The sequence below is a fragment of the Bariatricus sp. HCP28S3_F11 genome (assembly GCF_052065395.1).
GTDB lineage: Bacteria > Bacillota > Clostridia > Lachnospirales > Lachnospiraceae > Allocoprococcus.
The window spans coordinates 25347-51521 of the sequence record NZ_JBQHUC010000017.1 but is presented as its reverse complement, the minus strand read 5'-3'; the positions used below and the strand labels follow the sequence as shown (position 1 = coordinate 51521).

At 44.6% G+C, this 26175-nt stretch carries 19 protein-coding genes; 2 read left to right on the top strand and 17 right to left on the bottom strand.

Annotated features, from left to right (window positions below; genetic code table 11):
- Positions 1-24: 24 nt before the first annotated feature.
- Genes clpX through rluF form a run of 3 tightly spaced genes read right to left on the bottom strand, consistent with a single transcriptional unit; the run spans position 25 to position 4211 of the window.
- Positions 25-1449, bottom strand: coding sequence for an ATP-dependent Clp protease ATP-binding subunit ClpX (gene clpX, locus ACTNBR_RS09410; RefSeq protein WP_427806799.1), 1425 nt, complete (start codon positions 1447-1449; stop codon positions 25-27).
- 31 nt (positions 1450-1480) lie between these two features.
- On the bottom strand, positions 1481-3433 hold the full coding sequence (gene ligA, locus ACTNBR_RS09405; protein ID WP_427820302.1) for an NAD-dependent DNA ligase LigA: 1953 nt from the start codon (positions 3431-3433) through the stop codon (positions 1481-1483).
- Positions 3426-4211, bottom strand: coding sequence for a 23S rRNA pseudouridine(2604) synthase RluF (gene rluF / locus ACTNBR_RS09400; protein ID WP_441017873.1), 786 nt, complete (start codon positions 4209-4211; stop codon positions 3426-3428). The genes ligA and rluF overlap by 8 nt, the downstream gene beginning before the upstream one ends.
- Before the next feature lie 191 nt (positions 4212-4402).
- Between rluF and ACTNBR_RS09395 the strand changes: the two genes are divergently transcribed.
- Positions 4403-4906, top strand: a complete 504-nt coding sequence (locus ACTNBR_RS09395; protein ID WP_441017871.1) for a DUF5721 family protein — start codon at positions 4403-4405, stop codon at positions 4904-4906.
- A 69-nt stretch (positions 4907-4975) separates the two neighbouring features.
- Here ACTNBR_RS09395 and htpG read toward each other — a convergent pair whose 3' ends face one another.
- From htpG to ACTNBR_RS09325, 14 genes are all read right to left on the bottom strand, one after another.
- Positions 4976-7039, bottom strand: a complete 2064-nt coding sequence (gene htpG / locus ACTNBR_RS09390; RefSeq protein WP_427806793.1) for a molecular chaperone HtpG — start codon at positions 7037-7039, stop codon at positions 4976-4978.
- Positions 7040-7189: 150 nt separating this feature from the next.
- Positions 7190-10822 (bottom strand): FtsX-like permease family protein, encoded by a 3633-nt coding sequence (locus ACTNBR_RS09385; protein ID WP_441017869.1) that lies wholly within the window; start codon positions 10820-10822, stop codon positions 7190-7192.
- 6 nt (positions 10823-10828) lie between these two features.
- Positions 10829-11533: an ABC transporter ATP-binding protein gene (locus tag ACTNBR_RS09380; RefSeq protein WP_441017867.1), complete on the bottom strand. Its 705-nt coding sequence runs from the start codon at positions 11531-11533 to the stop codon at positions 10829-10831.
- Between the two features lie 651 nt (positions 11534-12184).
- Positions 12185-12847: a Spy0128 family protein gene (locus ACTNBR_RS09375; RefSeq protein WP_441017865.1), complete on the bottom strand. Its 663-nt coding sequence runs from the start codon at positions 12845-12847 to the stop codon at positions 12185-12187.
- Positions 12831-13658, bottom strand: a complete 828-nt coding sequence (gene srtB / locus ACTNBR_RS09370) for a class B sortase (RefSeq protein ID WP_441017863.1) — start codon at positions 13656-13658, stop codon at positions 12831-12833. Before srtB ends, ACTNBR_RS09375 begins: the two co-directional genes overlap by 17 nt.
- Before the next feature lie 22 nt (positions 13659-13680).
- Positions 13681-14754 (bottom strand): DUF7601 domain-containing protein, encoded by a 1074-nt coding sequence (locus ACTNBR_RS09365; RefSeq protein WP_427820296.1) that lies wholly within the window; start codon positions 14752-14754, stop codon positions 13681-13683.
- A gap of 208 nt (positions 14755-14962) precedes the next feature.
- Complete coding sequence (lepB, locus tag ACTNBR_RS09360) at positions 14963-15475, bottom strand: signal peptidase I (RefSeq protein WP_427820295.1); 513 nt, start codon at positions 15473-15475, stop codon at positions 14963-14965.
- Positions 15475-17685, bottom strand: coding sequence for a DUF7604 domain-containing protein (locus tag ACTNBR_RS09355; RefSeq protein WP_441017859.1), 2211 nt, complete (start codon positions 17683-17685; stop codon positions 15475-15477). The genes lepB and ACTNBR_RS09355 overlap by 1 nt, the downstream gene beginning before the upstream one ends.
- Positions 17686-17908: 223 nt before the next feature.
- The gene (gene gatB, locus ACTNBR_RS09350; protein WP_441017857.1) at positions 17909-19342 is read right to left on the bottom strand and encodes an Asp-tRNA(Asn)/Glu-tRNA(Gln) amidotransferase subunit GatB; all 1434 of its coding nucleotides are present in this window, start codon (positions 19340-19342) and stop codon (positions 17909-17911) included.
- The gene (gene gatA, locus ACTNBR_RS09345) at positions 19343-20833 is read right to left on the bottom strand and encodes an Asp-tRNA(Asn)/Glu-tRNA(Gln) amidotransferase subunit GatA (RefSeq protein ID WP_441017855.1); all 1491 of its coding nucleotides are present in this window, start codon (positions 20831-20833) and stop codon (positions 19343-19345) included. It abuts the gene before it with no gap.
- 13 nt (positions 20834-20846) lie between these two features.
- Positions 20847-21140: an Asp-tRNA(Asn)/Glu-tRNA(Gln) amidotransferase subunit GatC gene (gene gatC, locus ACTNBR_RS09340; protein WP_427806778.1), complete on the bottom strand. Its 294-nt coding sequence runs from the start codon at positions 21138-21140 to the stop codon at positions 20847-20849.
- A 78-nt stretch (positions 21141-21218) separates the two neighbouring features.
- Entirely contained in the window at positions 21219-22550 is a 1332-nt protein-coding gene (aspS, locus tag ACTNBR_RS09335; RefSeq protein WP_427806777.1) for an aspartate--tRNA(Asn) ligase, read from the bottom strand.
- A 451-nt stretch (positions 22551-23001) separates the two neighbouring features.
- Positions 23002-24270, bottom strand: a complete 1269-nt coding sequence (locus tag ACTNBR_RS09330; RefSeq protein WP_427806776.1) for a chloride channel protein — start codon at positions 24268-24270, stop codon at positions 23002-23004.
- 115 nt (positions 24271-24385) lie between these two features.
- Entirely contained in the window at positions 24386-25660 is a 1275-nt protein-coding gene (locus tag ACTNBR_RS09325) for a glycosyl hydrolase family 18 protein (protein WP_427806775.1), read from the bottom strand.
- 252 nt (positions 25661-25912) lie between these two features.
- On the opposite strand from ACTNBR_RS09325, the gene ACTNBR_RS09320 reads away from it, so the two are divergent.
- Positions 25913-26170 (top strand): TM1266 family iron-only hydrogenase system putative regulator, encoded by a 258-nt coding sequence (locus ACTNBR_RS09320; RefSeq protein WP_427806774.1) that lies wholly within the window; start codon positions 25913-25915, stop codon positions 26168-26170.
- Positions 26171-26175 lie beyond the last annotated feature (5 nt).

Below are 26175 nucleotides of genomic sequence, written 5' to 3'. Positions count from 1 at the left end.
TATTCTGCCGATTATTGCGTTACTCTACGCCTGTGATTCCAGAAGAGGTACTTCCTGGCCGCGCAGTCTTATGATCGGTCCGCCCGTTCCTTCTATGTATGCCTGTGTGATGGTCACCTGTCCGATACTGTCATCCTTAGGGATCTCATACATGATATCCAGCATAAATTCTTCAATGATGGCCCGAAGCGCTCTGGCTCCGGTATCTTTCTTCATCGCTTTTCTTGCAATGGCATGAAGCGAATCTTCATCAAAATCCAGCTTCACCTCATCCAGCGCGAGCAGCTTCTGATATTGTTTCAGAATGGCATTTTTCGGTTCTTTCAGAATTTTCACCAGCATTTCTTCATTAAGTCCCTGAAGCGTGAACACAATCGGAAGACGTCCCAGAAATTCCGGGATCATGCCGAAATTCCGCAGATCATCCGTCGTCACCTTTTCCAGAATAGTCTTATCCTGGTCATATTTGTCTTTCAAGTCCGCCCCGAATCCGATTGAAGAATTCTTCGTCAAGCGTTCTTTAATAATCTTCTCAAGATCCGGGAATGCCCCTCCGCAGATGAATAAAATATTCTTTGTATTCACCGTAGTCAGCGGTACCATGGCATTTTTACTGTTTGCCCCGACCGGGACTTCGACCTCACTGCCTTCCAGGAGTTTCAGCATTCCCTGCTGTACAGATTCTCCGCTGACATCCCTCTGGCTGGTATTCTTCTTTTTCGCGATTTTATCAATCTCATCAATGAAAATAATTCCCTGTTCCGCCTTATCCACATCATTGTCCGCTGCCGCGAGAAGCTTGGATACCACGCTCTCAATATCATCTCCGATATATCCCGCTTCAGTCAGCGAAGTCGCATCGGTGATCGCAAGCGGCACATCCAGCAGCTTTGCCAGTGTTTTGACCAGATAGGTTTTCCCGGAACCGGTCGGTCCGATCATCAGCATGTTGGATTTTTCAATCTCAATCTCGTCCATGGTATCCGTCGCAACCCGTTTGTAGTGATTGTAAACTGCAACCGAGATTGCTTTCTTTGCATGCTCTTGTCCGACCACATATTCATCCAGTTTTGCTTTGATCTTATGGGGAGCCGGAATATCCCGGATGTTCAGGATCGGTTCCCGCTTCTCCTCCGGCTTTTTCTTTTTCACTTTCTGCTGCTTCGGCATCTGATTTTCCAAATCGCCGAATCCCATCATCGGTCCTCCCGGCATATTCATAAACTGCGTATAATCGAAGCCACTGTTGTTCATCGCATCAAAGCTCTTCTGCATACAGTCTGCACAGACACAGATATTCGTCGGCAGATCGATCATTTTCCCGGCAACACTCTCAGGACGGCGGCAGATAAAACAATACCTTTCGTATCCGTCGTTCTTCTTTTTATTATCATTCGAACCAGAAGCCTGTTCCAGGCTGTTCTTATTCAAATCATCATGTTCTGACATTTTCTTGTCCTCCTTTGCTTCTGACGTCGTCTTACAGTCCTGCAAGCTTCATGAATTCTTCTTCCGAAATGATCGGAACTTTCAGCTCCCTCGCTTTTTTATTCTTGGAAGATGTCGAATTCACATCATTGTTGATCAGATAATTTGTCTTTCCTGTTACCGAACCGGTAACCTTCCCGCCCCTCTGTTCAATCAGTTCCTTCACTTCATTTCTATTTGCAAAGTGATTCACACTTCCGGTGATTACAAAATTCATTCCGGCAAACTGCTGTTCTTCATTTCTTGGTTCTTCCTGGATCTTCAACTCCTGCATAAGTTCCAGAAACGCCTGTTTCTTCTCTTCCGATGAAAAATACTCCGTAAACGCCTTCGCGATCACAGGCCCCACACCCGCAATCTCAGAAAGTTCCTCTTCTGTCGCATTCATCAGTTTTGTGACATCGTAGTCCGATTCCCGGCAGATCAGTTTCGCATTCGCAAGTCCTACTCCCGCGATCCCCAATGAGTAGATCACCTTAGGAAGCGTTGTTTCCCTTGCTTTTTCGATACTCTGTATCAGATTCGCGTAGGATTTTTCTCCAAATCCCTCCATCGACTGAATCTCTTCCTGATACCGGTCCAGATGGAAAATATCCGTATATTTATGAATGAACCCTCTGGCGATGAATTTCTCCAGTGTCGCCTCGGAAAGTCCTTCTACATTCAGTGCGTCCCTGCTTGTAAGAAGTGCAAACGCTTTGATCCGTTTTGCCTGACATTCCGGATTCGTGCAATAAAGTGACTTGGCATCATTCATCTGCCGTACCCTCGTCTCTCCTCCACAGACCGGACAAGTCCGTGGGATTTCGATCCTGCCGCTCCTCGTCAGGTTCCGTGCAATCTGCGGAATGATCATATTGGCCTTGTACACTTCGATCGTATCTCCGATTCCCAGCTCCAGTTCCTCCATAATGCTCAAATTATGGACACTGGCCCGGCTTACCGTGGTTCCTTCCAGTTCCACCGGTTCAAAGATCGCAACCGGGTTGATCAGCCCTGTTCTCGACGGGCTCCACTCGATTTCAAGCAGATGGGTCTCTTTGATCTCATCCGCCCATTTGAATGCAAAGGAATCCCTCGGGAACTTCGCTGTTCTTCCCAGAGACTGTCCATATGCAATGTCATCATATACCAGAACCAGACCATCCGATGGAAAATCATTTTCTTTGATTTTCTCTGCAAAATAAGCCACTCTTTCTTCCAGTTCGTCCGCAGTCACCGGATAGTGTTCTACCACTTCAAATCCCTGATCCGCCAGCCAGTCAAGCTGGTATGCTCTGGAATTATGGAAATCCACTCCCTCGGCTTTCACCAGCGTAAATGCGTAAAACTTCACATTTCTCTTAGCTGTAATCTCATTATTAAGCTGTCTCACTGAACCACTGCAGAGATTCCTCGGATTCTTATATTTCGCATCCACATCTTCAATTGTCTCATTGATCCTTTCAAAATCCCGGTAGCCGATTACAGCCTCCCCTCTCAGGATCAATTCCCCCTTATAGGAAATATGAAGCGGGATATTTTTAAAGACACGGGCATTGTTGGTAATAACCTCTCCGATCTCTCCATTTCCCCGGGTAACTGCTTTATAAAGTGTTCCGCCGCGATAGGTCAGAACAATCGTCAACCCGTCCATCTTCCAGGAGATCACCGCTTTCTGGTTTCCCACAAATTCCTTCAGTCTGGAGACCTCTTTTGTCTTGTCCAGTGAAAGCATCGGTGACTCGTGGCGTTCTTTCGGGAGCTCACTGAGCACCTCATATCCCACATGGATCGTCGGACTGGAAGCAAGCACGATGCCCAGTTCTTCTTCCAGGCCTTTCAGCTCATCATACAGTGCATCATATTCAAAATTGCTCATGATTTCGCGGGATTCCTGATAATACGCTTTCCCTGCCCGATTCAGCAGTTCTACCAATTCCTGCATTCTTTTCTTTTTATCCATCTATTCTATCCTCCTGGTGCACCGTCACATTGGATGAGTTTCTGATCTGTTCATAGAGTTCATTCAGCTCCTGATCCGTCACCTTACGATACTGACCGGGTTTTAAGTCTCCCAGCTCAATATTCATGACACGGGTTCGGATCAGTTCTTTCACTTCGTATCCCAGCGCTTCGCACATCCTCCGGATCTGCCGGTTCAGGCCCTGGGTCAGGATAATCCGGAATTTATACTTTCCAATCTTGTCCACCACGCAAGGTCTTGTCACCGTATCCAGGATCGGGACTCCAGAGGCCATCTTTCTCAAAAACTCCTCCGTCACCGGCTTATTCACCGTAACCTTATATTCCTTTTCATGATGATTTCCCGCACGCATCATCTTATTGATGATATCGCCGTTATTGGTCATCAGGAGCAGACCCTCCGAATCCTTATCCAATCTTCCGACGTAGGTGATTCGGATGGGATAGTTCAAAAAACGAACGATACTGTCTCTCTCTCTTCGCTCCTCCGTGCATACGATGCCTCGCGGCTTATTGACGGCCAGAACGACCATTTCTTCCTGACGGGAGATGACCTTCTTCCCGATTCTCACTTCCTGTCCCTGCATCACCTTCGTACCCGGAACCGCTCTTTTCCCGTCTACGGTCACACGCCCCTGTTCTATCAGCTTGTCCGCTTCTCTTCTGGAACATACGCCGGATTCACTCAAGTATTTATTCAGGCGCACAGCACCTGCATTTTCCCTGTTCTTAAATTGCTGTTCAATCTTATTTGTCACTTTTAACCCCATTTTCTGACCCAGGAGGTCATACAAATACTTACGGATCGGTGCACCTTTCGTGCTCCCGAAACCTTAGCATTCTCATTGTACTGTCTTTATTAAGAAAAGTCAATTGATGCATTTCCCATTCCGGTATGCTATACTTAGCTATACATAATGATATCATTACACATTTCAGGAGGTATTTCATGCTGATCTTTTCACTTGACACTAAAAAATGCATGAATGGACTGCTTCTGCATTCCGGTTTCGATTCGTTTCTCTTCATTGAGGGTGAGATCGTCACATTCTGTACATTTCAGTTTGACGGACATCTGAAAAAAGATTTTTTCCATCAGGACATAACCGACGAACCTGTTCAGATCGAACGGAATTTTGCGCTCTGGAAAGAAGTAAGGGAATTTTGTTTTTCCTTGATCAAAGGGAAGCGAACTCCGCTTGGCTTCAAGCTTGTATTATCGCTTTCTTCACCGAATATCGCCCATCTTCTTGAGCGGGAAGAGCTTCCTTTTTCCCCGGCTGATGTACAGGGACTTTATCTCAATTTCAAATACAACGGCACATCCCTTACCTGTACGACAGGCACCTCCATGAAGCTGTTCACGATGGACAAATCGTTGGAGCAGGCCTGGGACAAAATGGTCCAGCGTATCTTTACAAAACAGGATATCCCCTTTGAAATCTTGTCTTAACACATAAGAAAGGGGTCCCTAAATGACATCGCACATCAGGAGACCCCCGTTTTTATGATCTGCAGTATTCTATTTTGTAAGCATTAACATTATCTCATTGCTTCGTTTTACAAATTCCGTCATTTCCTCCGGATTCAGTGGTTTATGCGCAATCATCGCCAGATCGTAAAGCTGTTTGCAGAACAGTTCTGTATTTTCACCGTCTTTATGATCCACCACATACTGAACCAGCGGATGATTTGCATTCAGGATCAATGTAGAATCATCTCCGAACATGGACGGATCCATTCCTGCCATGCCATACATCTTCATCATTTCCTGCATACGGCGTGACTGCTCAGAAAGGGTGATCATGGAAGCGACATTTTCATCTTTCATCTTTTCCACTTTCACATTCAGTTTATCTTTTCCAAGCGCTTTCCGGAAGATTTCCATCAGGCTGTCCGTTTTTTCCTTAAATGCATCCTTTTCGTCTTCTGCCACTTCTTCTTTGAAATGATCGGTCAGTTCTGCATCGATTCTCTGGAACCGCACATGCTCATTTCTCTGCTCCAGCTGTGTGATGAACGGAGAATCAATGTTGTGGGACAGAATCACTGCATCCAGTCCTTCTTTCTTGAACATGTTGATATACTGGCTCTGCTGCTGTTCATCCGTTACATAGTAGATGGTTGTCTTCATATCCTCTGTAACGGTGTTTGCATCCTCGTTCTCATCTTCTTTATTCTCATTCGGCTCTACAATCGTGCCGCCGTTCTTCTCAATACATTCTTTGAGTGTCAGATAGTTGTGATCCAGATTCTTGAAGAGGATGTAATCTTTCATCTTATCACAGAATTTCTCATCCTTCAGGCAGCCGAATTTGATGAACGGACTGATATCATCCCAGTATTTTTCATAAGTTTCCTTATCAGTCTTGCACATTCCGGACAATTTGTCTGCCACTTTCTTGGAAATGTATTCTGCGATCTTCTGTACAAATCCATCATTCTGCAGTGCACTTCTTGATACGTTCAGCGGAAGATCCGGGCAATCGATCACGCCCTTTAATACCATCAGGAATTCCGGAATCACTTCCTTGATATTGTCTGCGATAAATACCTGGTTGTTATACAGTTTGATGGTTCCTTCGATGGAATCATATTCTGTATTGATCTTCGGGAAGTACAGAATACCTTTCAGATTAAACGGATAGTCCATGTTCAGATGGATCCAGAACAGAGGCTCCTTGTAATCCATAAATACTTTGCGGTAGAATTCGATATAATCATCTTTCGTGCATTCATTCGGATGTTTGGTCCAGAGCGGCTGTGTATCATTTATCGGAACCGGACGCTTCACAATCTTAACTTTATCCTTTGCCGGTGAAACTTCTACCATTTCTTTTTCGCCGTTCTCATTTTCTTTTTCTTCCATCTTTGCATCTTCATGGATATGTTCAACGACCTCATCGGTATCCAGAAGTTCTTCTTCCGGAATCGTCTCATATTCTGTCTCTGCATTTTCTTTTGAAAGATAGATCTCTACCGGCATGAAGGAGCAATATTTCTCCAGCACTTCACGCATACGGTATTCATTGGCAAACTGAAGGCTGTCTTCATTAAGCAATAAGGTAATCTCCGTTCCAACTCCCTCTTTATTGCCGTCTTCCATCTCATACTCTGTTCCGCCATCACTTACCCAGTGTACCGGTACTGCGCCTTCTTTATAAGAAAGTGTATCGATTTGTACTTCGTCCGCAACCATGAATGCGGAATAGAATCCAAGGCCAAAGTGACCGATCATGTCATCCTCTGTCGTCTTGTCCTTATACTTTTCAAGGAACTGCGTTGCGCCGGAGAAAGCGATCTGTGTGATATACTCTTCCACCTCATCCGCGGTCATACCAAGTCCGTTATCGATGAATTTCAATGTTTTCTCTTCCGGATTTACGATAACCTGGATCTTTGCTTTATAATCTTCCGGCATTTCATATTCGCCCATCATATCCAGTTTTTTCAGTTTAGTAATCGCATCACATCCGTTGGAAACAAGTTCACGTGCGAAAATATCATGATCGGAATACACCCATTTCTTAATGATCGGGAAAATATTTTCGCTGCTAATTGAAAGACTGCCTTTTTTTGCTGCCATTTGTACCACTCCTTATGTTAAATATTTTTTTCTTTTTCACATCTATCAGATATCTTAATACCCTAAAATCCAAATGTCAATAGAAAATTAGCACTCATTTTGAATGAGTGCTAATAATTTTGTGAAAAATATAAACTTTTTCTAAACTTTCTATTCTACGCTCTTCAAAGATTCCACCATATCAATCTTTTTCAGTTTGTAGAACATGATCCAGTTCACGAACATAGAGAATGCCACGGTAAACAGGAAGCTGTACAGATAGCTGATTGGGTGAATTTCTCTTCCGAACATCGCTTCATTGACTTCAACGGTTACGATCACAAATCTGTGCATGAGATTTCCAAGTCCCATTCCCACCAATGCTCCCAAGAAGGTCAGCATCACATTCTCTCTGTATACATAAGATGCGACTTCGATATCATAAAATCCCAAAACTTTCAGTGTAGCCAGTTCACGCCTTCGCTCTGTGATATTGATATTATTCAGATTATACAGCACCACAAACGCAAGCATTCCCGCAGAAACGATCAACACGATGATGACCAGATTCAGACTTCGAAGCATATCATCCAGCCTGCTTTCGATGCTCTTGCTGTAACTCACATTTAACACATCATCAAATTCCAGCAGCGTCCTGCCCGTTTCCTCGATCGAGTCTTCCTGTCCGTCCTTCATACGAAGAAGGATGCTATTATATTTCGGCGGTGCCCCATAAAGCTCTTCATAGGTATCATTGCTCAAATAGAGATAATGTCCCATATAGTTCTCACATATAGCGCCGATCACAACTTCACGTTCTCCTTTGTCGTCATCTTTGATCGTGATGGTATCTCCCACATTCACCGCAAGGATCTGAGACATCTTTTCGGTAAGAATCACTTTATCTTCGGCAAGTGTATATGTTTCATCACTGGTTCTGCTGTGGAAGCTGAGAAAGCTTTTCAGTTCTTCTTCACTTTCCGGTACCACAAGATACACGCTTGATTCATCGCTTTCCGATTTCACTTTCAGTTTCTGCATCCTCACCTGTGTAAAATCATCCAGCGCCGAATCTGCTTCCAATTCGTCAAGGATCTGATTTTTTTCTTCTTTATCGATCGTATCATTCATATATGCAGTCGCATCATAAAACTGTATCTTTTCATATTGAAGGTCTACGATCTCGTAAATGCAATCCTTAAGGCCAAAGCCGACCAGAAGAAGTGCCATACATCCTCCGATACCGAAAATGGTCATAAAGAACCGTTTCTTATAGCGGATCAGATTTCTGATCGATGATTTCCATGTAAAACTAAGTCTTCTCCAGAACCATCCGATTCTTTCCAGAAGGATCCGTTTGCCCTGTTTCGGTGCCGGCGGTCTCATGAGCGCAGCCGGATGAGATGCGAGTTCCTTATAGCAGGAACCGATCGTCGCCGCAAGCGTACAGATCACAGCAATTCCTGTCGCCTGAACCGCGTAGCTCAAATGATAGGGGAGCAGAATATCCGGCAAATGTTTATACAGGATCTTATATGCATAAATGATAACCAGTGGGAACACCTTCTCACCGATCAGGACGCCCACGATACTTCCGCCAAGTGTCGCGGAAAGTGCATAGAAAATATACTTTTTAGCTATGGCCAATTTCCCGTATCCGAGTGCTTTCATCGTGCCGATCTGGATACGCTGTTCCTCCACCATCCTGGTCATCGTTGTCAAGCTAATCAACGCAGCGACCAGGAAGAACAAGAATGGGAAAACCTCTCCGATCGAGCGCATACGATCCGCATTTTCTCCATAGCCGTCATATTCAGCCATTGCTTCACTCCGGTTCTGAATGTACCATTTCGGCTCTTCCACCTTCGCAATCTCAGCTTTTGCATCCGCAATCTGCTGCTTCGCCTCAATCAATTTTTCTTCGCCTTCACGGATCTGATTTTCACCGTCTTCAATCTGCTGCACGGCATCCGCTGCCGCTTTGGCGTACTCGGATTTTCCTTCGGACAGTTCTTTCTCAGCCGAAACAATTTCTTTTTTTCCCTGATTAAGGCTTTCCTCTTTTTCACGGATCAGTGTCCATGCGGCATCCAGCTGTCTCTGCCCGTCTTCGATCTGCTGCTTTGCATCTAACAGTTCTTTTCTTCCATCCTCGAGCTGCTTTTTCCCCGATTCCAGAGCCTGCCCAGCTTCAATAAGCTGCTGCTCCTGCTTCAGAAGTTCTTCTTCTTTTTCCAGGAGTTCCTTCTCGGTCGCATCCAGCTCACTTCGTTTCTGGATCAGTTCCTCTCTCTGCTGCTGCAGCTCCTCTATTTTTGCAGGAATCTGCTCCTCATTTTCTACTCCGGCCACCTGCAGCTGAACAAGAATTTCATTCTTCTGTTCTTCCAGTGCCTCTTTCTTCTCCAGCATTCCCTCGTAAATCTCTACGAGTTTGTTCTGCAGTTCTGAACGTTCCTCCTCAGGAACCGCAGAAATCTTTTCATAAAGGCTTTGCCCAATCTGTACCAGCTTATCCAATGTTTCAAGTGCCGAGTCGATCTGCTCCAGACCATCTGCTGCCTGCTGAAGCTGTTCGATACCGGTATCAATCTGCAGGATTCCTTCTTCGATCTGCTCACGTCCGGCTTCAATCTGCTCTTTTCCATTGGCGATCTCTTCCTTCCCGGAAGTGATCAGCGGCATATACTGATCATAGTTTTTCTGATACTCCGCTTCCGCTTCGTCTAATTCCTTCTCCTTTTCGGAAAATTCTGCATATCCGCTCTCATATTCCTTCTTTGCCTCATCTAAGGTACTCTGCTGACGATTCAGTTCGGATTTCGCATCTTCGATTTGTTTCTTACCGTCTTCGATCTGCTTTCGTGACTGCGTAAGAAGTGCCTCGCCGTCCTCCAGCTCCTTTTTTGCATCAGCCAGCTTCTTCGCGGCTGTACTGCGAGCATCCTCCAGTTCCTGCTTTGCCGCATCCAGTTCTTCCGATTTGTCATCCAACTCTTTCTCGGCATCTGCAATCTCTGAATTTGCTTCTTCCAGGACTTCCTCACGCCGTGCCTTACAGCGCTCTTCTTCAATTTCTTCGATTGCAGCTTTTGCGGCATCCGTGAGATCTTCATATTCCTTCGTAAACGCCACTGCATCCTCCGCATCGCTCACCCGCACATAAGCTTCTGTATATACATCCAGATTGAACGACGACTTGTCAACTACTACAAACCCGCTGACCTCACCGTTTCCGATTAGACTGTTTCCCCTGCCGAATGATATGTAAAGCGGACTGTTCCCAATCCCTACAATCGTAAATGTATCACACGTCAGGGATTCCGAAAGTTCCGAATCATCTCCGGAGCGAAATGTAATTCGATCGCCTACCTGATAATCTCCATACGCGACAAAATCCTCATCCAGAAGACATTCCCCTTCCTTTTCAGGCATTCTTCCTTCCACAACCTGAACAGTGTTGAAATTCTCCTGTACCGCCATAACATGTACGACCTTCTCATTCTCTCCTGTCGGGCACAGGACATCCTTACTGTAGCTTCCTTCCGCCTCCGCAATTCCTTTTACTTCTGAAATCGCCTGAATATCCTCGTCCGTCAATCCCATCGTACCTATAACCTTGATGTCCATCAGTTCTTCTCTATCAAAATAGGCATCTCCGGAAATCAGCATACTGGGCTGCGATGAACGTATACCGGAATAAAATGCAACTCCAAGTGCAACAATGAAAAATATTGAAATAAAACGCCCCCTCGATTTCCTGATTTCCATGAAAAAATCTTTGCGTAATATATTCTTTTTCATTCTACTCTACCATTCTATCGTTTCTACCGATACCGGGTTTGGATTCTCGGTCATCGAATCTACCTTTCCGTTTTTCATTTTAATAACCCGATCTGCCATCGGTGTGATCGCCGAATTGTGCGTGATCAGGATCACCGTCATTCCCCGTTCGCGGCAGGTGTCCTGCAGAAGCTTCAGAATTGCTTTTCCTGTATTATAATCCAAAGCCCCTGTCGGCTCATCACAAAGCAGAAGTTTCGGACTCTTCGCAAGTGCTCTCGCGATCGAAACTCTCTGTTGTTCTCCTCCGGATAACTGAGCCGGGAAATTGTTTAAGCGGTCTCCCAATCCCACATCCTGAAGCACCGTTGCCGCATCAAGAGGATTCTTACAGATCTGTAAAGCCAGCTCTACATTCTCAAGTGCAGTCAGGTTTGGAATCAGATTATAAAACTGAAAAACAAAACCGATATCAGCCCGTCGGTACGCTGTGAGCTGACGCGCATTATAAGATGCCACATCCGCGCCGTCAATCCACACTTCACCGCTTGTCGCCGTATCCATTCCGCCAAGGATATTAAGAACCGTCGTCTTACCGGCCCCGCTTGGTCCTACAACAACTGCAAATTCTCCTTTATTGATCGTAAAATCAATCCCGTCCGCAGCAGCAATTTCAATTTCCCCCATCTTATAAATCTTCCGCACTTCCTTCAGTTCAACAAATGCACTCATAAAAATCTCCTCTTGCTTCATCCGCTTATAATGTAGCTTTAAATATCTTTAATGATACCACATGTATATCAAAAATCAAAGAGACGTTTTATAAAGATAGAATTGTTCACCAATACCTTCTTCAGCATTTTTTCCTTCATTTTTTTCTCGCCTTCTTTTTCTTTTGTGGATTTTGCCTTTTCGACGTGATTTTGCACAATTTCATTCTCTCTTTTTTAGTGCATTTGTCTTTTTTGCGAATTTACTTCTCTAATACCTCATGGTATTATAATAGCAACTTGAAGATAACTTACTAGTTTAGAAAGTTCCTTGAGCGGGGCGGCATCCTAAGTCAGTCACAATTGCCCCACCCATAAAAGGGACGCAGATAATTTAATATGACGTTTTCAGTATTTTGATACTTTTTATTTTCATTTCTCCTTTAATGAAATTATTAAGAAAAAACAGTTTGCAGTATTTCCCCCGATTATGTACTGCAGGCTGTTTTTTCGTCATTACAACTAATTTTTGACTTTCTTAACCATTTATGAATGACGGACAACATCTAAGGTGTAAAGCCTTTATTGAATAATCAAAAGCTTTACACCTTTTCTCTACTTCCGTCCCACAAGTTGTGTAAATCCGTTCCGTTTCCGGAAGTTCCTTAACAATTTATAATTCACTTTTTTCCCTCCGAATTCCTGCCGGTACATTCATTCTTCTCTTTCTGGCAAAGCCCACAGCAGCAAACGCGCTTATCCATGACATTCCTGCAATAAGCATCCACCAAAACGGCTGTTTTTCATCTCCTGTTTTTACATTTGAAGGTTTTCCGGGTGTTTTTCCCTGATAACTGTTTCTGAAATTAACCCCGTCTGTTTTTTCTCCTTTCTCATTCTCGACAATGATCTGACAGACCATCTTCTCGTCAGTGGTGTTCTTCACATACACACTGACATGATAGATCTGTTCATCATATGAATAGTTCTGTTCTTTCGTTGCAATAATCTGACGGATTTCATATTCATATACTCCGCCATGCTGATATCGGATCGGTCCGAGCTGAACCTGCTGATTGTCTTTCAGCCTGAACTCCAGCCTTCCGTTTTCACTTCCTTCCGGCATTGGGTCTAACGGCTCCACTGCTTGCATTTGATAAGAAAAGCTGCGATTCAAATCTGCGGGAACTATCTGTTCCGTCGTAAATACCTGTTCCACCGGAACCGTCACCTCAGCGGACTGCTCGGCAGCCCTTACTGTTATGTTCTGAAATACCAGAACACAGCACAATGTCACCCAAAATTTTATTCTCCGCTTTCTATTTCTTTTTTCCATCTTCTTTCTCTCCTTTGCCAGCATTCATTTCGTTGTCAATCTTTGCCACCAGGATGAATCTTCCGTTTGTCCCTTCCGGCGTGCATGTCGAAAGTAAAAGGATCTGATCATTTTCCGAAAGCTCCATATCGTTTGAATGCATAGCATGCAACTTAATATATGTAAGAAATTCCTGCTTTTTTTCTTCTTGTCCAATCGTAGGATTGTATATCACATTATTATATGCATCGTCCTTTAAGATTGCAGCAAACTCAAGCTCTTTCTCCCTTCCGTTTACATACAGACTTCCATATCGATGCTCTTTAAAAAAAGTTTCCTCCGTAAAATTCTCCAGTTCTCCGAACATCGCCTTTTTTTCCATATGATGTCCGTAAATGATATTGCAGAAATCCGAAAAATCCGATGTGTTTCGATAATCCAGAAACAAGCTGCCGGCAAGTGAGAATTCTCCTTTGGCATTCACATTGACATATTTCTGGTTGTCATCTGTCTGCGCCACCGGATAGTCAATGTTTGTTCCATAAATCGTGAGCCACGCAATGACCTCCGGGTTCAGTTTCTGCAGTTCTGCAAAAGACTCTGAATTGTCCCCTTCCGGTTTGTATGTTTCATATTGTTTCTTATCGGCCTCTGAATAAATCTGATTCGAATCCCAGATAGCATAACATCCATATGCTGCCAGCATGAGGAAGAGGACGAACACGGTCAGATTCACCATGCCGTCCATCCACCGGACAATTCGTTTCCCGATATTATATAGAAGACTTTTTTCTTTCACCGCGTTCGTCCCACTTCTGTTACACTTCCCCATGTTCTGAAACGATCACTCCTGTTTAACGGCAGCTCCTGCGACTCTTCATAACTGCCAGCACTCCCAACACAGCTGCAAATGCTGCGATCATAACTGCAAACGGAAGTGAATTTACCACAATTCCTGTAATTGCAACATCTTTATATGTGTTGGTAAATGATGCAGTATTGGTATTCTCACCTACCAGATTGGATGTCTGATTACCAGCAACGGATGTCAGGGAATCCGTTTCCTTGGCTGTTTTGCCATCAACCGTTTTTACTCCGTTTTCTACTACGGTCACACTCGGTGTATAGCCGTCTTCCGCTCCAACCTCTGTTACCACATATCTGGTTCCGGCCGGCAGATTTTCAAACACCAGGCTCTCACCGTCATGAAGCTCAAACTCTTTTTCCTCATCAACAACACAAACCACTTCTTCATTACCGATTTTTCCGGTGTACGAAGTCTCTTCTCCAGCTGTGGCAGATTTAATGAATTTTATTTTAAATGTAAAGTCTTTTGTCTTATCCGCATATGCGCCGACCGTTTCCTTGCTGATCGTAAGCTTCTGATTATTTTTGATAAATGTATTGATGAACTCAATACAATCTATTTTCTTACCGTTCTTTTCTGCAGTGATTTTGTCAACAGTAAGTCCGTCATCATCATTGATTACGTATACATGTAATTCATAGGAAGCATCTGAGTAGATCATATCTTCATTTTCTGCTTCTTTATAAGTATCTGCTTTTTCTGTCACAGTATACACATACTCTCCTGCATGCGGAAATGTTCCAAATACAATATTACTATCCTTTGCGATACTGTATTTTCCGCCTGCCACATCACCCGTCTCATCATCTGATGAATATGTAATATCCTCTATTGTTGCATCCGGTGCATCTTCGGTCACTTTTGTAATTTCAAATTGAAATCTTGCATTCGGCACACTGACACCTTCTGCAAATTCCAACACTTTTGTGATTTCTGCCTCCACTTCCGGCACCGTATCCTGTGATTTTCCTTCATCAGCCATTACGGTTCCTCCGCAGGCCATCGTTACTGTCATCACACCTGTAAGAAGCAATGCTCTTAATCGTTTCATTTTGATCATGTCTTTTTCCTCCTCTTTTTTATTTGTAACTGTTCAGAGGCAAGCAGATTTGTCAAAAAAGGGCGTTGAATGCTTGCATTCGTGTACACTTTTTTGCACAAATCTATTTGGCGGATACACCACACTGAGGAAACACGAAGTGTTTTCGAGGTTGGCTCTGAACAGTTACTTTAATTTTTATATAACCACAGCCATGAAGGGGCTGCGTTTATATCCCTCTCTGCCGAATGACCGTCATGACTTTTCCATAGGTCCGCTCAATGGATACCGGTCCATAGATTCGGCTGTCCGTCGCATTTTCCCGGTGATCGGCAAGTACAAACACCTCACCTTCCTGCACTGTTAACGGGAATGCGAACCCTTCTGCATATGGAAGGGTCTCTGTGTAAATGTCACTTTCCACCTGCAGATATCCGTTGATTGCCATTCCATCTTCCGTAAAATCCACTGTATCTCCTTCAACTGCGATTACTCGGCGTATTTCTTTTTTATCATCGTTCTCCAGAACAATGACATCTCCCGCCTGATAGTCTTTCTGAATCCGCCATGTTATGACAAGGTCTCCGTCCTTAACTGCCGGCTTCATGGAGTTATCACCCGAACGAAAGATTCCGAAAAAGCAGGTAACCATCACCACCACTACCAGGGCCAACAGCCCTATTTTCACAAACAGATACCGTACATCCTCCCAAAGCGAAGGTTTCCTGCTCTCCGACTCCATCAGCTTCTTCTCCTTCTGCGAAGGGTCAACGCACAGATTCCTTCAACAAACGCAAGTCCTGCTATTCCGGAGACCAAAATCGAACCACCCTGAGTTTCCACGATACCGGTCACCGGGACCGCATCTTTTTGATTGACCACTTCTACAAGTGCGTCTTTATCCAGAGTGCCCGATGCCTCTTCTGTCCAGTCGCCATTATAAGAAACACTATATCCCGCTGCTCCCTCATCTGATTCTTCTACCGTAAATGTTCCTCCCAGAGGAAGCTGCTTCAAGGTGATCTGCTGACCGTGTTTTAATTCGATTGCCGCTGTTCCGTTTGTAAAAGTGAGCAAGCCATCCTGTACTGCCGTATTGGCATCCTTGACATCCGTTTTCTGTCCTCCGATATAAGAGAACGTTCCATTTACCTCTTTTCCGTTTTTATCTTTGATCTGTATAACCATGGTAAACGCTTTCGTCTTATCTCCCATTTTCCCGGTTACTTCTTTATTTATAACAAGATCCGGAAGTCTGGTATTTGTGACAATGAACCCATTCTTTTCATCTCCTTTGACCCTGCTCTCAAATCCGGTCACATCGGTTTCTTTGACCGTGTATGTATGGCCCTTTGCCACATTACAGAAGGATCCTTTCCATTCTTCCTGCCCGGTTAATGTTACCGTCCGATACGCATCTGTTCCGTCATCCTGATAGAGATTCACGGTCACTTCCTGAGGCAGTACATCTTCTTCGGAAACATTTTCCCATTTCTTTTCAACCGGAATGGTAAGCGCACTTACCTGAATGACCGGCTTTTCCACATACGAGGCACAGGAAACAGCTGCATCATCACTCTTTCCAAATGTATAAATCAGAGTCGGCCCGTTTTCTCCTTCCGCATTCGAATAGAATCCATCTTTTCCGGAGCTTGTATCATTTCCCGGTGCGTCACTTCTCGCGCTTCCGACCGCATTATATCCCATGTCTGCATAGGTATCATATGCAAGCTGTGTCGGCTTCACATTGAAACTGACCGAATAGGTATAATCCTGGTCGAGTACATATCCTTCCCGAAAAACGGCTGTTACTTTTTTCATTTCCGGTTGGTAAGAAACACGGATTAAATCGCTCACAGAAATTTGCTCTCCTTTGAACTCCACTTCCGTTACTTCACTGCCATTTTTATCGGTCACTTTGATTACCGGCTGAAATGGATCCTCCGCTTCTACATACACACTCAGCGTATCTTCAATCGTAACATTACGGCAGGTATATTCCGTAATATCTGAAATGATTGATTGAAACGCGCTCACCAGGCCATCGGCATTTGCCGCAGAATAATACGCTTTCTTTTCTGCTCCCGGTTTATCTTTCAGTGTATTCAGGAAACTGGACGAACTGTCTGTTGAGATACCGATCGAGTAAAATCCGGACAGTCCGGACAATTGGGCTGCTTGTTGATAAGCCGCTTCCGCATTCTCCCCATTTGAGTCAGCATTCCCTTCTCCTACCGTTAAGCCGCTTTCATTGTAACGGAATGTGGGCAGGCCATCGGATAGGAAAATCACGATTTTCTGCGCATCCTCTCTTGCATATTCCAATACTTCCTCTCCGGTGAGAAGTCCTGCCTGACAGTTCGTTCCTCCATCTGCTTCGATCGCGTTGACATTTACATTTACCACATTTTGATCCGTTGTCCAATCATTCGGTATAATGGATACTGCATCATTATATGCAGCATCTTTTTCATATTTGCTGCCCTTATTTCCACTATAGGCAACAACCGCCATCCGTGCATCGATCTCATCATTCCCAAGAATTGCCTGAGACAGACCCTTCGTACCTGTCACAACCTCCTGCAATTTTTCCATCCTTGTAGGTGCGCTGTTTCCACTTCCGTATTTTTCATCCATACTTCCGGATCGGTCCACAATCAGAAGTACATCCAGTTTCGGTGTCACTTTCTCAGAATCATACATTCCCTTTACATTAAGTGTCAGAGTGTAGCTGTCATCACCGTTATATCGGATAAACTTATGATGTTCCGGGGATGAATCCTGCGTTTCTCCAGATAATTGTTGTCCTGATGTCACCTCTTTTTCTTTCGCAGCTTCCTGTCCGTCAGCATGTACCGATGCCGACGGGATCCCACTTCCCATAAGAAACGCCAACAGCACGGCTGCTGCTCTCGCCAGTACGGAATGTGTACGGGTTCTTCCATTACCCATTTTCTGATCCTCCTTTTGCCACTTACATTGAAACCTTTTGTTTCTCCACCGCAGAAGATTTTCCTGCAGTGATTATCCATATCTGAAATATATTCTTTCAATACAAAAAATATGACAACAAATTTTAATTTATCGGCATACGAAAAGAAATAAAAAACAGGAAAGTAACTCCAAAAAGTAACTTTCCTGCTCTTTCTTGTTCTAAAATATGAATTTATGTCCCTTATTTCAGCATATCCCGAAGCATCTGATTCACCATTCCCGGATTCGCTTTTCCCTTCATGGCTTTCATGATCTGACCGACAAGTGCCCCCAGTGCCTTTTCTTTTCCACCCTTGTAATCCTCTACTGCTTTTGGGTTCGCTGCAATTACCTGCGCTGCAATTTCCCGAAGTGCACCTTCATCGTTCACCGTTTTTAATCCGTTCTCTTCTACATATTTTTCCGGATCGACATCTTCGGCAAATACTTTTTCAAATACTTCTTTTGCCACAGAACTATTAATCGTTCCGGCATCTGCAAGGTTGATGAGTTTCGCCAGATTCTCCGGTGAAAAACGGATATCTGCCGGTTCCTGTCCGTTTTCATTCAGAAGACGCATGGTCTCAACCATAAGCCAGTTGGATACTTTCTTCGGTTTTCCGCAGATCGCGGTTGTTGCCTCGAAGATATCCGCCATTTTTTTACTTCCGGTAATGATCTCGGCATCATACTGCGGAATATCATATTCTCTCTTATAACGCTCCAGTTTTTCTGTACGCAGTTCCGGCTGACGAGCTTTCACATTTTCGATCCACTCATCACTGATCACGATCGGCACCAGATCCGGTTCCGGGAAATAGCGGTAATCCTGCGCATCTTCTTTGGATCGCATTGCATAAGAATACTCTTTATTGTCATCCCATCTTCTGGTCTCCTGAATCACTTTCATGCCTTCTTCCAGAAGTTCGATCTGTCTTGCCCTTTCCCCTTCGATCGCACGGCTGATGGCTTTGAAAGAGTTCAGGTTCTTCATCTCGGTTCTGGTTCCGAATTCTTGTGATCCGACTTCACGAACCGATAAGTTTACATCGGCTCTCATAGAGCCTTCCTGAAGCTTGCAGTCTGATGCCCCAAGATACTGGCAGATCATTCTCAGCTTCTCCAGATAGGCAATAACTTCTTCCGCAGAACGCATATCCGGCTCCGATACGATCTCGATCAGCGGCACACCGCTTCGGTTATAATCCACAAGAGAACAGTCTTCCCATTCGTCATGAATCAGTTTCCCGGCATCTTCCTCCATATGCATTTCATGAATACGGACTTTTTTCTTCGTACCGCCCACTTCAATCTCCACGTATCCGTCCCTTGCGATCGGGAGATAAAGCTGGGAGATCTGATAGTTCTGCGGATTATCCGGGTAGAAATAATTCTTCCGGTCAAATTTGCAGACCTGTGTGATCTTGCAGTTTGCCGCAAGTCCTACCGCCATTGCATATTCCACAACCTGTCGGTTCAGCACCGGGAGTGATCCCGGCATACCGGTACAAACAGGACAGGTATGTGTGTTCGGTGCTCCTCCAAATTCCGTACTGCAGGAGCAGAAGATTTTTGTTTTTGTCGCTAATTCTACATGGACCTCAAGTCCGATCACTGTCTCATATTGTTTTGACATTTACGCTTCCTCCTTTCCTGCGGTCTGTGTTTTATCATAATCAGAAATCCATTTCTTTTGAGTCAGACATTCATACGTATACGCCGCACGGAATAGTTTTTTCTCCTGGAAACAGTCCCCGACCAGCTGCATCCCTACCGGAAGTCCTTTGGAATCACGTCCCACAGGAATACTGATCCCCGGAAGTCCTGCCAGGTTGACCGAAATTGTGTAAATATCTCCCAGATACATCTTAAGTGGATCGCTAAGAGACGATCCCAGTTTCGGAGCCGTAGTCGGAGCTGCCGGTGCAAGGATCATATCATATTTGGTAAATGCCTGATCAAAGGCCTTTTTAATCAGTGCTTTTGTTTTTAGTGCTTTCAAATAGTAGGCGTCATAATATCCGGAGCTTAATACGAAAGACCCCAGCATGATACGGCGCTTTACCTCCGGTCCAAACCCTTCAGACCGGGTTTTTTTATACATTCCATGAAGCTCCTCATAGTCTGCCGTTCTGTATCCGTATTTTACACCGTCAAATCGCGCAAGATTGGAGCTTGCTTCCGCAGAAGCGATGACATAATAAGCCGGAATTGCATATTTTACAAGTCCCAGATCAAATCGTTCCACGCTGGCACCGGCTTCCTCCAGTACCTTCGCAGCTTCCAGAATCGGCCCTGCCACTTCCGGATCCAGACCTTCACTAAAATAATCCTGCGGAATGCCGATTTTCATCCCTTTCACATCATTTACAAGTGCACCGGTGAAATCGGTGTCTCCTCTTTCCATAGAAGTACTGTCCTTCACATCATGCGATGCGATCGTCTCCAGAATAGCTGCACAGTCACTTACATCTCTTGCGATCGGTCCGATCTGATCCAGAGAGGATCCGTATGCAATGAGTCCATAACGGGAAACCGTTCCGTATGTCGGCTTAATTCCCACAACTCCGCAATAAGAACTTGGCTGACGGATCGAACCGCCGGTATCAGAACCAAGTGCATAAGGAACTTCCAAAGCCGCAACGGCCGCACAGGAACCGCCGGAAGATCCTCCCGGGACGTGTTCCAGATTCCACGGATTCTTCGTCTCACCATAATAAGAAGTTTCCGTTGTACTTCCCATGGCAAATTCATCCATGTTGGTCTTTCCGATGATGACTGCCCCCGCCTTCTCCAGATTCAGAACCGCCTCTGCCGTATAGGTAGGATTGAAATTCTCCAGGATTCTGGAACTGCATGTGGTAAGCATTCCTTTCGTACACATATTGTCCTTGATTGCCACCGGGACTCCTGCAAGCGGTCCGGTGTAAGTCCCGTCCTCGATTCCTCTCTGAACCTCTTCCGCTCGATTAAATGCTTTTTCTCTATCTATTGTCACAAAACTATTTACTTTATCTTCAACTTTATCAATCTGTTTCAGACACGCTTCTACCGCTTCTTTCACAGTGATCTCTTTCGCTTTTATTTTTCTTCCAAGCTCAAGTGCTGTCATACTCAAGATATCCATTTACGTTCTCCTCCTATGCAAATGTTTTTGGTACTTTGTAGCTCTGCTCTTTCTGCTGCGGTGCATTTGACAGCATGGCCTCATGGTCGTCTCCGTTTTCCACCGTATCTTCACGGAACACATTATGGATCGGGAATACATGGGACATCGGCTCGATCCCCTCGGTATCCAGTTCATTTAAAGTATCTATATAATCCAGCATTGTTTCCATGTCGGATTTAGCCTGCTCTTTTTCTTCTTCGGAAAGCTCCAGCTTCGCCAGAATTCCAACATATTCGATTGTCTCGTCGGAAATTTTGTTTGCCATTTTCTGATTCTCCTTCACTTATTAAATTCTGATTTTATATCATTTTAGAAGCGTATCTTGTAGCCACACGTTCTTCCGTTAAGGCGTAAGTCTGCTCAAATCTCTCGGGAAGAGTGTGGTTTCCCTGACATTATCCTCTCCCAGAAGCTGCATAGTCAAACGTTCCATTCCAATTCCAAGTCCTCCATGCGGTGGCATGCCGTGTTTAAAAGTATCCAGATATGTCTCCAGCCCCTCCTCGGTCATTCCACGTTTTTCCAGTTTTGCAAGAAGCATATCATAATCATGGATTCTCTGTCCTCCTGTCGTAATCTCAAGACCACGGAACAGGAGATCGAAGCTGAGCGTAAATCTCTCATCTTCCGGATCGTCCATCGCATAAAACGGGCGCTTCTTGGACGGATAATAGGTAACAAAAACAAAATCACTTCCCCATTCTTCTTTTGCATACTGTCCGATCAAATGCTCTTCCTCCGGCTCCAGATCGAACGGATTGCGGATACGGCGGTTATATTTTTCAGAGACAAGCTGCTTGACCTCATCGAAACGTACAGCCGGAATCTGATCTACATTCGGAAGTTCCACTCCCAGAATCTTCAGTTCCTTTGCATATTCTTTTTCCAGAAGCTTCATCGTATACTGAAGGAAACCTGTTTCCATTGCCATGATATCCTCAAAGCTGTCAATATACCCCATCTCAAAGTCCAAACTGGTGTATTCATTCAAATGCCGCTTCGTATTGTGCTTCTCCGCGCGGAATACCGGTCCGGTTTCAAATACCCGGTCAAATACACCGACCATCATCTGTTTATAGAGCTGTGGGCTCTGCTCCAGAACTGCCGGTCTGTGGAAATAATCCAACCGGAACAAGTTCGAACCTCCCTCTGCTCCTTTTGCTCCGATCTTCGGAGTATGAATTTCGGTAAACCCTTGTTTATACAAAAATTCGCGGAAACCTCTTACGATTCCTTCCTGTATTTTAAATTTTGCCCGCTCTCTTACATTTCTCAGTGAAATAGAACGATAATTCAGCTTTGCCTCCAGAGATGTATTCAGTTTCCATTTGGAAACCTGAAGTGGTAACGGCTCTTTGGGTGTACTCAGAATACGAATCTCTTCCATCTTAAGTTCTACACCATTCGGTGCCTTCTCGGATGCCTGAAGCGTTCCGGTCACTTCCACTGTAGCTGCTTCACGGATTTCTTTTAAATCAAAATCAGAACTTCCCTCCTCATAGACACATTGAAGAAGCCCGTCTCTTTTTCTCAATACAACGAATGCAACGGTTCCCATATCACGTACCGTATGAACTGCGCCATTTACACGAACCTTTTTCCCCAGCATATCTTCTTCCAGAAGCTGTCCGAGCTCCAGTGTTTCTTTTTCTTTTACACCTGTCATAAATTCCATGGTTTAAATCCTCCTCAATCACTTTTCTTGCCGTCCTGGCGATATTCCGGATCCTTTTTCCTGATTTTGCATATAAAAAGTCCCGGAATACAATGTATTCCGGGACGGATATCCATATCCGCGGTACCACCCGCATTAACTTCCCTCCTTGGAAGCCCAACTTCATGTGCGTAACGTGCACTTACGTACTGACTTACTGAAATTCTTTTTATATGAAGCCTTTTCTCCATTCACTGATCATTCCGCATTCAGCCAGTCTGCTCCGGAGTGTTCCCTTCGCCTCATTCCTCAAACAGCGCTCTCAGTCGGTGACGCCGTATTCCTGTCAAGTTCCAGAAGCAAGAGTCTCTTTCATCGCATTGCAAAATAAATTTTTTCAAATAATATCACAATCATTTTCATTTTTCAAGGGTATTTTTCAAAAAAACCGAGTTTTCTCTATTTTTCACTCTTATTTTGTATGTCTGTCCACATATTTATTTTCTGTCTTGGAATACACAATCCGCTGTTCCTTGTACAGACTATAATATCCTGACACCAGATAGCTCACAGCCACTACGCTGCAGTAAAATGGCATTCCAGTAAATCCAAACATTTCAAAAGCAATCAGCATAGAACTGATCGGGCTATTTGTAACAGCGCAGAATACGCCGACCATTCCACACGCCGCACAGATATCCGGAGGAAGTGCAAGAAGTGCCGACATGGCCGATCCCAGAGTCGCACCGATGAATAACGACGGAACGATCTCACCGCCCTTAAATCCCACACATAGAGTCAGACAGGTAAAGATCATTTTCAGAAGGAATTTCTCCGGTGATACGGCCCCCTTAAAGCTTGCCTGGATCACGCCTCCACCAAGTCCAAGATAGTCCTCTGTTCCCAAAAGGAACCGAAGTGCAATGACCGCTGCCGCACCTGCCACGATTCTCAGATAAGGATTCGCAAACCATTCTTTAAATTTGTGTTCGCAGGTATGGAGCATGACACAAAACAGAACTCCGGCCAAGGCAAACGCAATCGCAAGAATGAGAAATTTGAGGGTCTGAAAACTATAAAAATCAGGCACATCTTCGACAGGATATGGATGTGCCAGCGTCCTTACTTTGAAGAGGAGTGCAACATACTGAGCCGTAAATGATGCAAACATACAGGGAACCAGTGCTGAGTAATACATAATCCCCACACTCACAACTTCCATCGGGAAGATTGCGGCTGCCATCGGCGTACCGAATAATGCCGCAAAAGCCGCACTCATGCCCGAAAGGATGATGATCTTTTCATCACTTTCATTCAAGTGAAGACGCCTTCCGATCCAGCCGCCCACACTGGCGCCGAACTGAAGAGCCGCTCCTTCTCGTCCGGAAGACCCTCCGAAAAAATGTGTGATTACCGTTGAAATCAAAATCAACGGCGCAACACGGATCGGTACATCTTCATCCTGCGAACGGATAACGGAAAGTACCAGATTTGTTCCGGTGTTTTTCTCTTCTCCGGCCTTTTTATACAGCCACACGATCAAAAGTCCTCCAAGTGGCAGGCCGAAGATCACCCAGAAATGCGCCATCCGAAATGCGGTCGCCCATGAAACTGCGTAGGAAAAGATACTGGCGATCGTTCCCACCACTCCTCCGGTCACGAGCGACATCAGTATCCATTTTACAAGAACTGTCAGCTGGTTTTTCCAGATTTCCAGCATTTCATTCATTTTTTCTCCCATGTTTATCTCTCCCTCTTCCTTTGTAACAGTCCATTCACTATAATTATTAAGTATACTCTTTTTATTGGGCTACTGCAAACCTGTTTTATCCTGTTTTATCCTGTTTTACCCTTTTCTATTCTTTCTCCCCCTGATTCACCAGCAGCCAATTGGCCCTGAAGCTTCGCATCAGATTCCAGTATCCGAACCCTCTTATCCCCTTTTCTCTGACAAGCTCCATTTTAGCACGAATACTGCGCACATCTTCGAACCATACCTCATGCTGTTTTCCTCCGGACCAGTATGTGAAATACGGACTTTGGACCTTTTCGTCATATTGAATCTCAGCCCCATTTTCCGAAGCAATACGTACCGCTTCCACATTTCCAATCAGTTCCGCCCGTGTTTCACCACGCTTATAAGGGAGTTCCCAGTCGTACCCATAGTTCGGAATCCCCATCATGATCTTCTCACGCGGAATCTCTGTGACTGCATACTCCACAACTTCCCGCACTTTGTTTAAAGGTGCAACCGCCATTGGCGGACCATACATGTATCCCCATTCATACGTCATGAGAAAAACCGTATCCGCTGCCGCCCCAAGACGTCTGTAATCCATACCTTCATAGAGCAGTCCTTTCTGGTCAGCAGATGTTTTAGGGGCAAGCGCAACAGAAACGGAATATCCGTTTTCCGCCATTACATTTTGCAGATGTTCCACGAACTTAACATATCCTTCTTTATCTTCCGGCAGAATATATTCAAAGTCAACATCCACTCCTGCATATCCTTTTTCCTGCACGACAACCAGAATGTTTGCAATCAATGTGTTCTGCATTTCTGCATTTTCAGTCACAATCTTGATCAGCTGATTGTTGAAAACTCCCGCTTCCGAAAAGGGAGTCAGCACCAGAAACGGCTGAACCCCGAATTTTTTTGTCTCTCTTAGGATCCAGTCTTCTTTCACTTGCGGCGGCACCAGCTCTCCATCTTCTGTAAATCCATATGAAAATATCATAATTTCATCTATATATAATAATGTTTCTCTCAGGATATATCCTGCCACATACGGGTACACATATCCGCTGACCTTTTTTTCCGGACTGTTCTGGTCCTCATATGAGATAATCAACTGCTGACCTGTGATCAGATAGGTTCGATCCAACAGGTACGGATTATTTCTATACAGCTGCTTTTCACTGATCTGATACATGGAGGCAATCGTTCCGGTCGTCTCTCCCGCCCTTACGGTATGTATGATCTCCGGATAAAGAATCAGAAGTGCCTGCCCCGGCACCAGATATTCCTGACCGGCTGTCTGGTTATCATACGCAAGTCTCGCCGGAGACACCCCATATCTTTGTGCGATTCTGTAAATCGTATCCTGTGGCTTTACTACATAAATTTCCATACTCTTTTTCCTGAATGCTCTCTGTTTCCTTTGATTTTATGCAGGAAACATGATATACTATACCCAGTTACACGTTCTGATTGCAAAGGGTTGAACCTGAGCAAAAAGGCGCATTTATCCGAATTATTTCATACATTTTCATTTCTTTATTCTGACAACATTTTTGAGGAAATTCTTTCTGTCTTTATCGCCAAACGTGTACAATTTGTAGCATCGTCACACATTTGTCTCGAGAAAGGAGGTTTTACTCATATGTCTGAAGCAGACTCACGAATCGCTCTGATCGGAATTATTGTTTCCAGCCACGAATCCGTAGAACAACTGAACGCACTTTTAAGTGAATACGGTTCCTACATTGTCGGAAGAATGGGCATTCCCTATCGGGAAAAAAATATTTCCATTATCAGCATCGCCATGGATGCACCGAATGATATCATCAGCGCACTTTCCGGAAAGATCGGAATGCTGCCCGGCATCAGTACAAAGACAATTTATGCAAAAACAAAATAACCGGA

Bases quoted from the DNA above. Each gene is read 5' to 3' on its own strand.
- clpX (WP_427806799.1), bottom strand. From the start codon at position 1,449: ATGTCAGAACATGATGATTTGAATAAGAACAGCCTGGAACAGGCTTCT.
- ligA (WP_427820302.1), bottom strand. From the start codon at position 3,433: ATGGATAAAAAGAAAAGAATGCAGGAATTGGTAGAACTGCTGAATCGG.
- ACTNBR_RS09395 (WP_441017871.1), top strand. From the start codon at position 4,403: ATGCTGATCTTTTCACTTGACACTAAAAAATGCATGAATGGACTGCTT.
- htpG (WP_427806793.1), bottom strand. From the start codon at position 7,039: ATGGCAGCAAAAAAAGGCAGTCTTTCAATTAGCAGCGAAAATATTTTC.
- ACTNBR_RS09385 (WP_441017869.1), bottom strand. From the start codon at position 10,822: ATGAAAAAGAATATATTACGCAAAGATTTTTTCATGGAAATCAGGAAA.
- ACTNBR_RS09380 (WP_441017867.1), bottom strand. From the start codon at position 11,533: ATGAGTGCATTTGTTGAACTGAAGGAAGTGCGGAAGATTTATAAGATG.
- ACTNBR_RS09375 (WP_441017865.1), bottom strand. From the start codon at position 12,847: ATGGAAAAAAGAAATAGAAAGCGGAGAATAAAATTTTGGGTGACATTG.
- srtB (WP_441017863.1), bottom strand. From the start codon at position 13,658: ATGGGGAAGTGTAACAGAAGTGGGACGAACGCGGTGAAAGAAAAAAGT.
- ACTNBR_RS09365 (WP_427820296.1), bottom strand. From the start codon at position 14,754: ATGATCAAAATGAAACGATTAAGAGCATTGCTTCTTACAGGTGTGATG.
- lepB (WP_427820295.1), bottom strand. From the start codon at position 15,475: ATGGAGTCGGAGAGCAGGAAACCTTCGCTTTGGGAGGATGTACGGTAT.
- ACTNBR_RS09355 (WP_441017859.1), bottom strand. From the start codon at position 17,685: ATGGGTAATGGAAGAACCCGTACACATTCCGTACTGGCGAGAGCAGCA.
- gatB (WP_441017857.1), bottom strand. From the start codon at position 19,342: ATGTCAAAACAATATGAGACAGTGATCGGACTTGAGGTCCATGTAGAA.
- gatA (WP_441017855.1), bottom strand. From the start codon at position 20,833: ATGGATATCTTGAGTATGACAGCACTTGAGCTTGGAAGAAAAATAAAA.
- gatC (WP_427806778.1), bottom strand. From the start codon at position 21,140: ATGGCAAACAAAATTTCCGACGAGACAATCGAATATGTTGGAATTCTG.
- aspS (WP_427806777.1), bottom strand. From the start codon at position 22,550: ATGGAATTTATGACAGGTGTAAAAGAAAAAGAAACACTGGAGCTCGGA.
- ACTNBR_RS09330 (WP_427806776.1), bottom strand. From the start codon at position 24,270: ATGGGAGAAAAAATGAATGAAATGCTGGAAATCTGGAAAAACCAGCTG.
- ACTNBR_RS09325 (WP_427806775.1), bottom strand. From the start codon at position 25,660: ATGGAAATTTATGTAGTAAAGCCACAGGATACGATTTACAGAATCGCA.
- ACTNBR_RS09320 (WP_427806774.1), top strand. From the start codon at position 25,913: ATGTCTGAAGCAGACTCACGAATCGCTCTGATCGGAATTATTGTTTCC.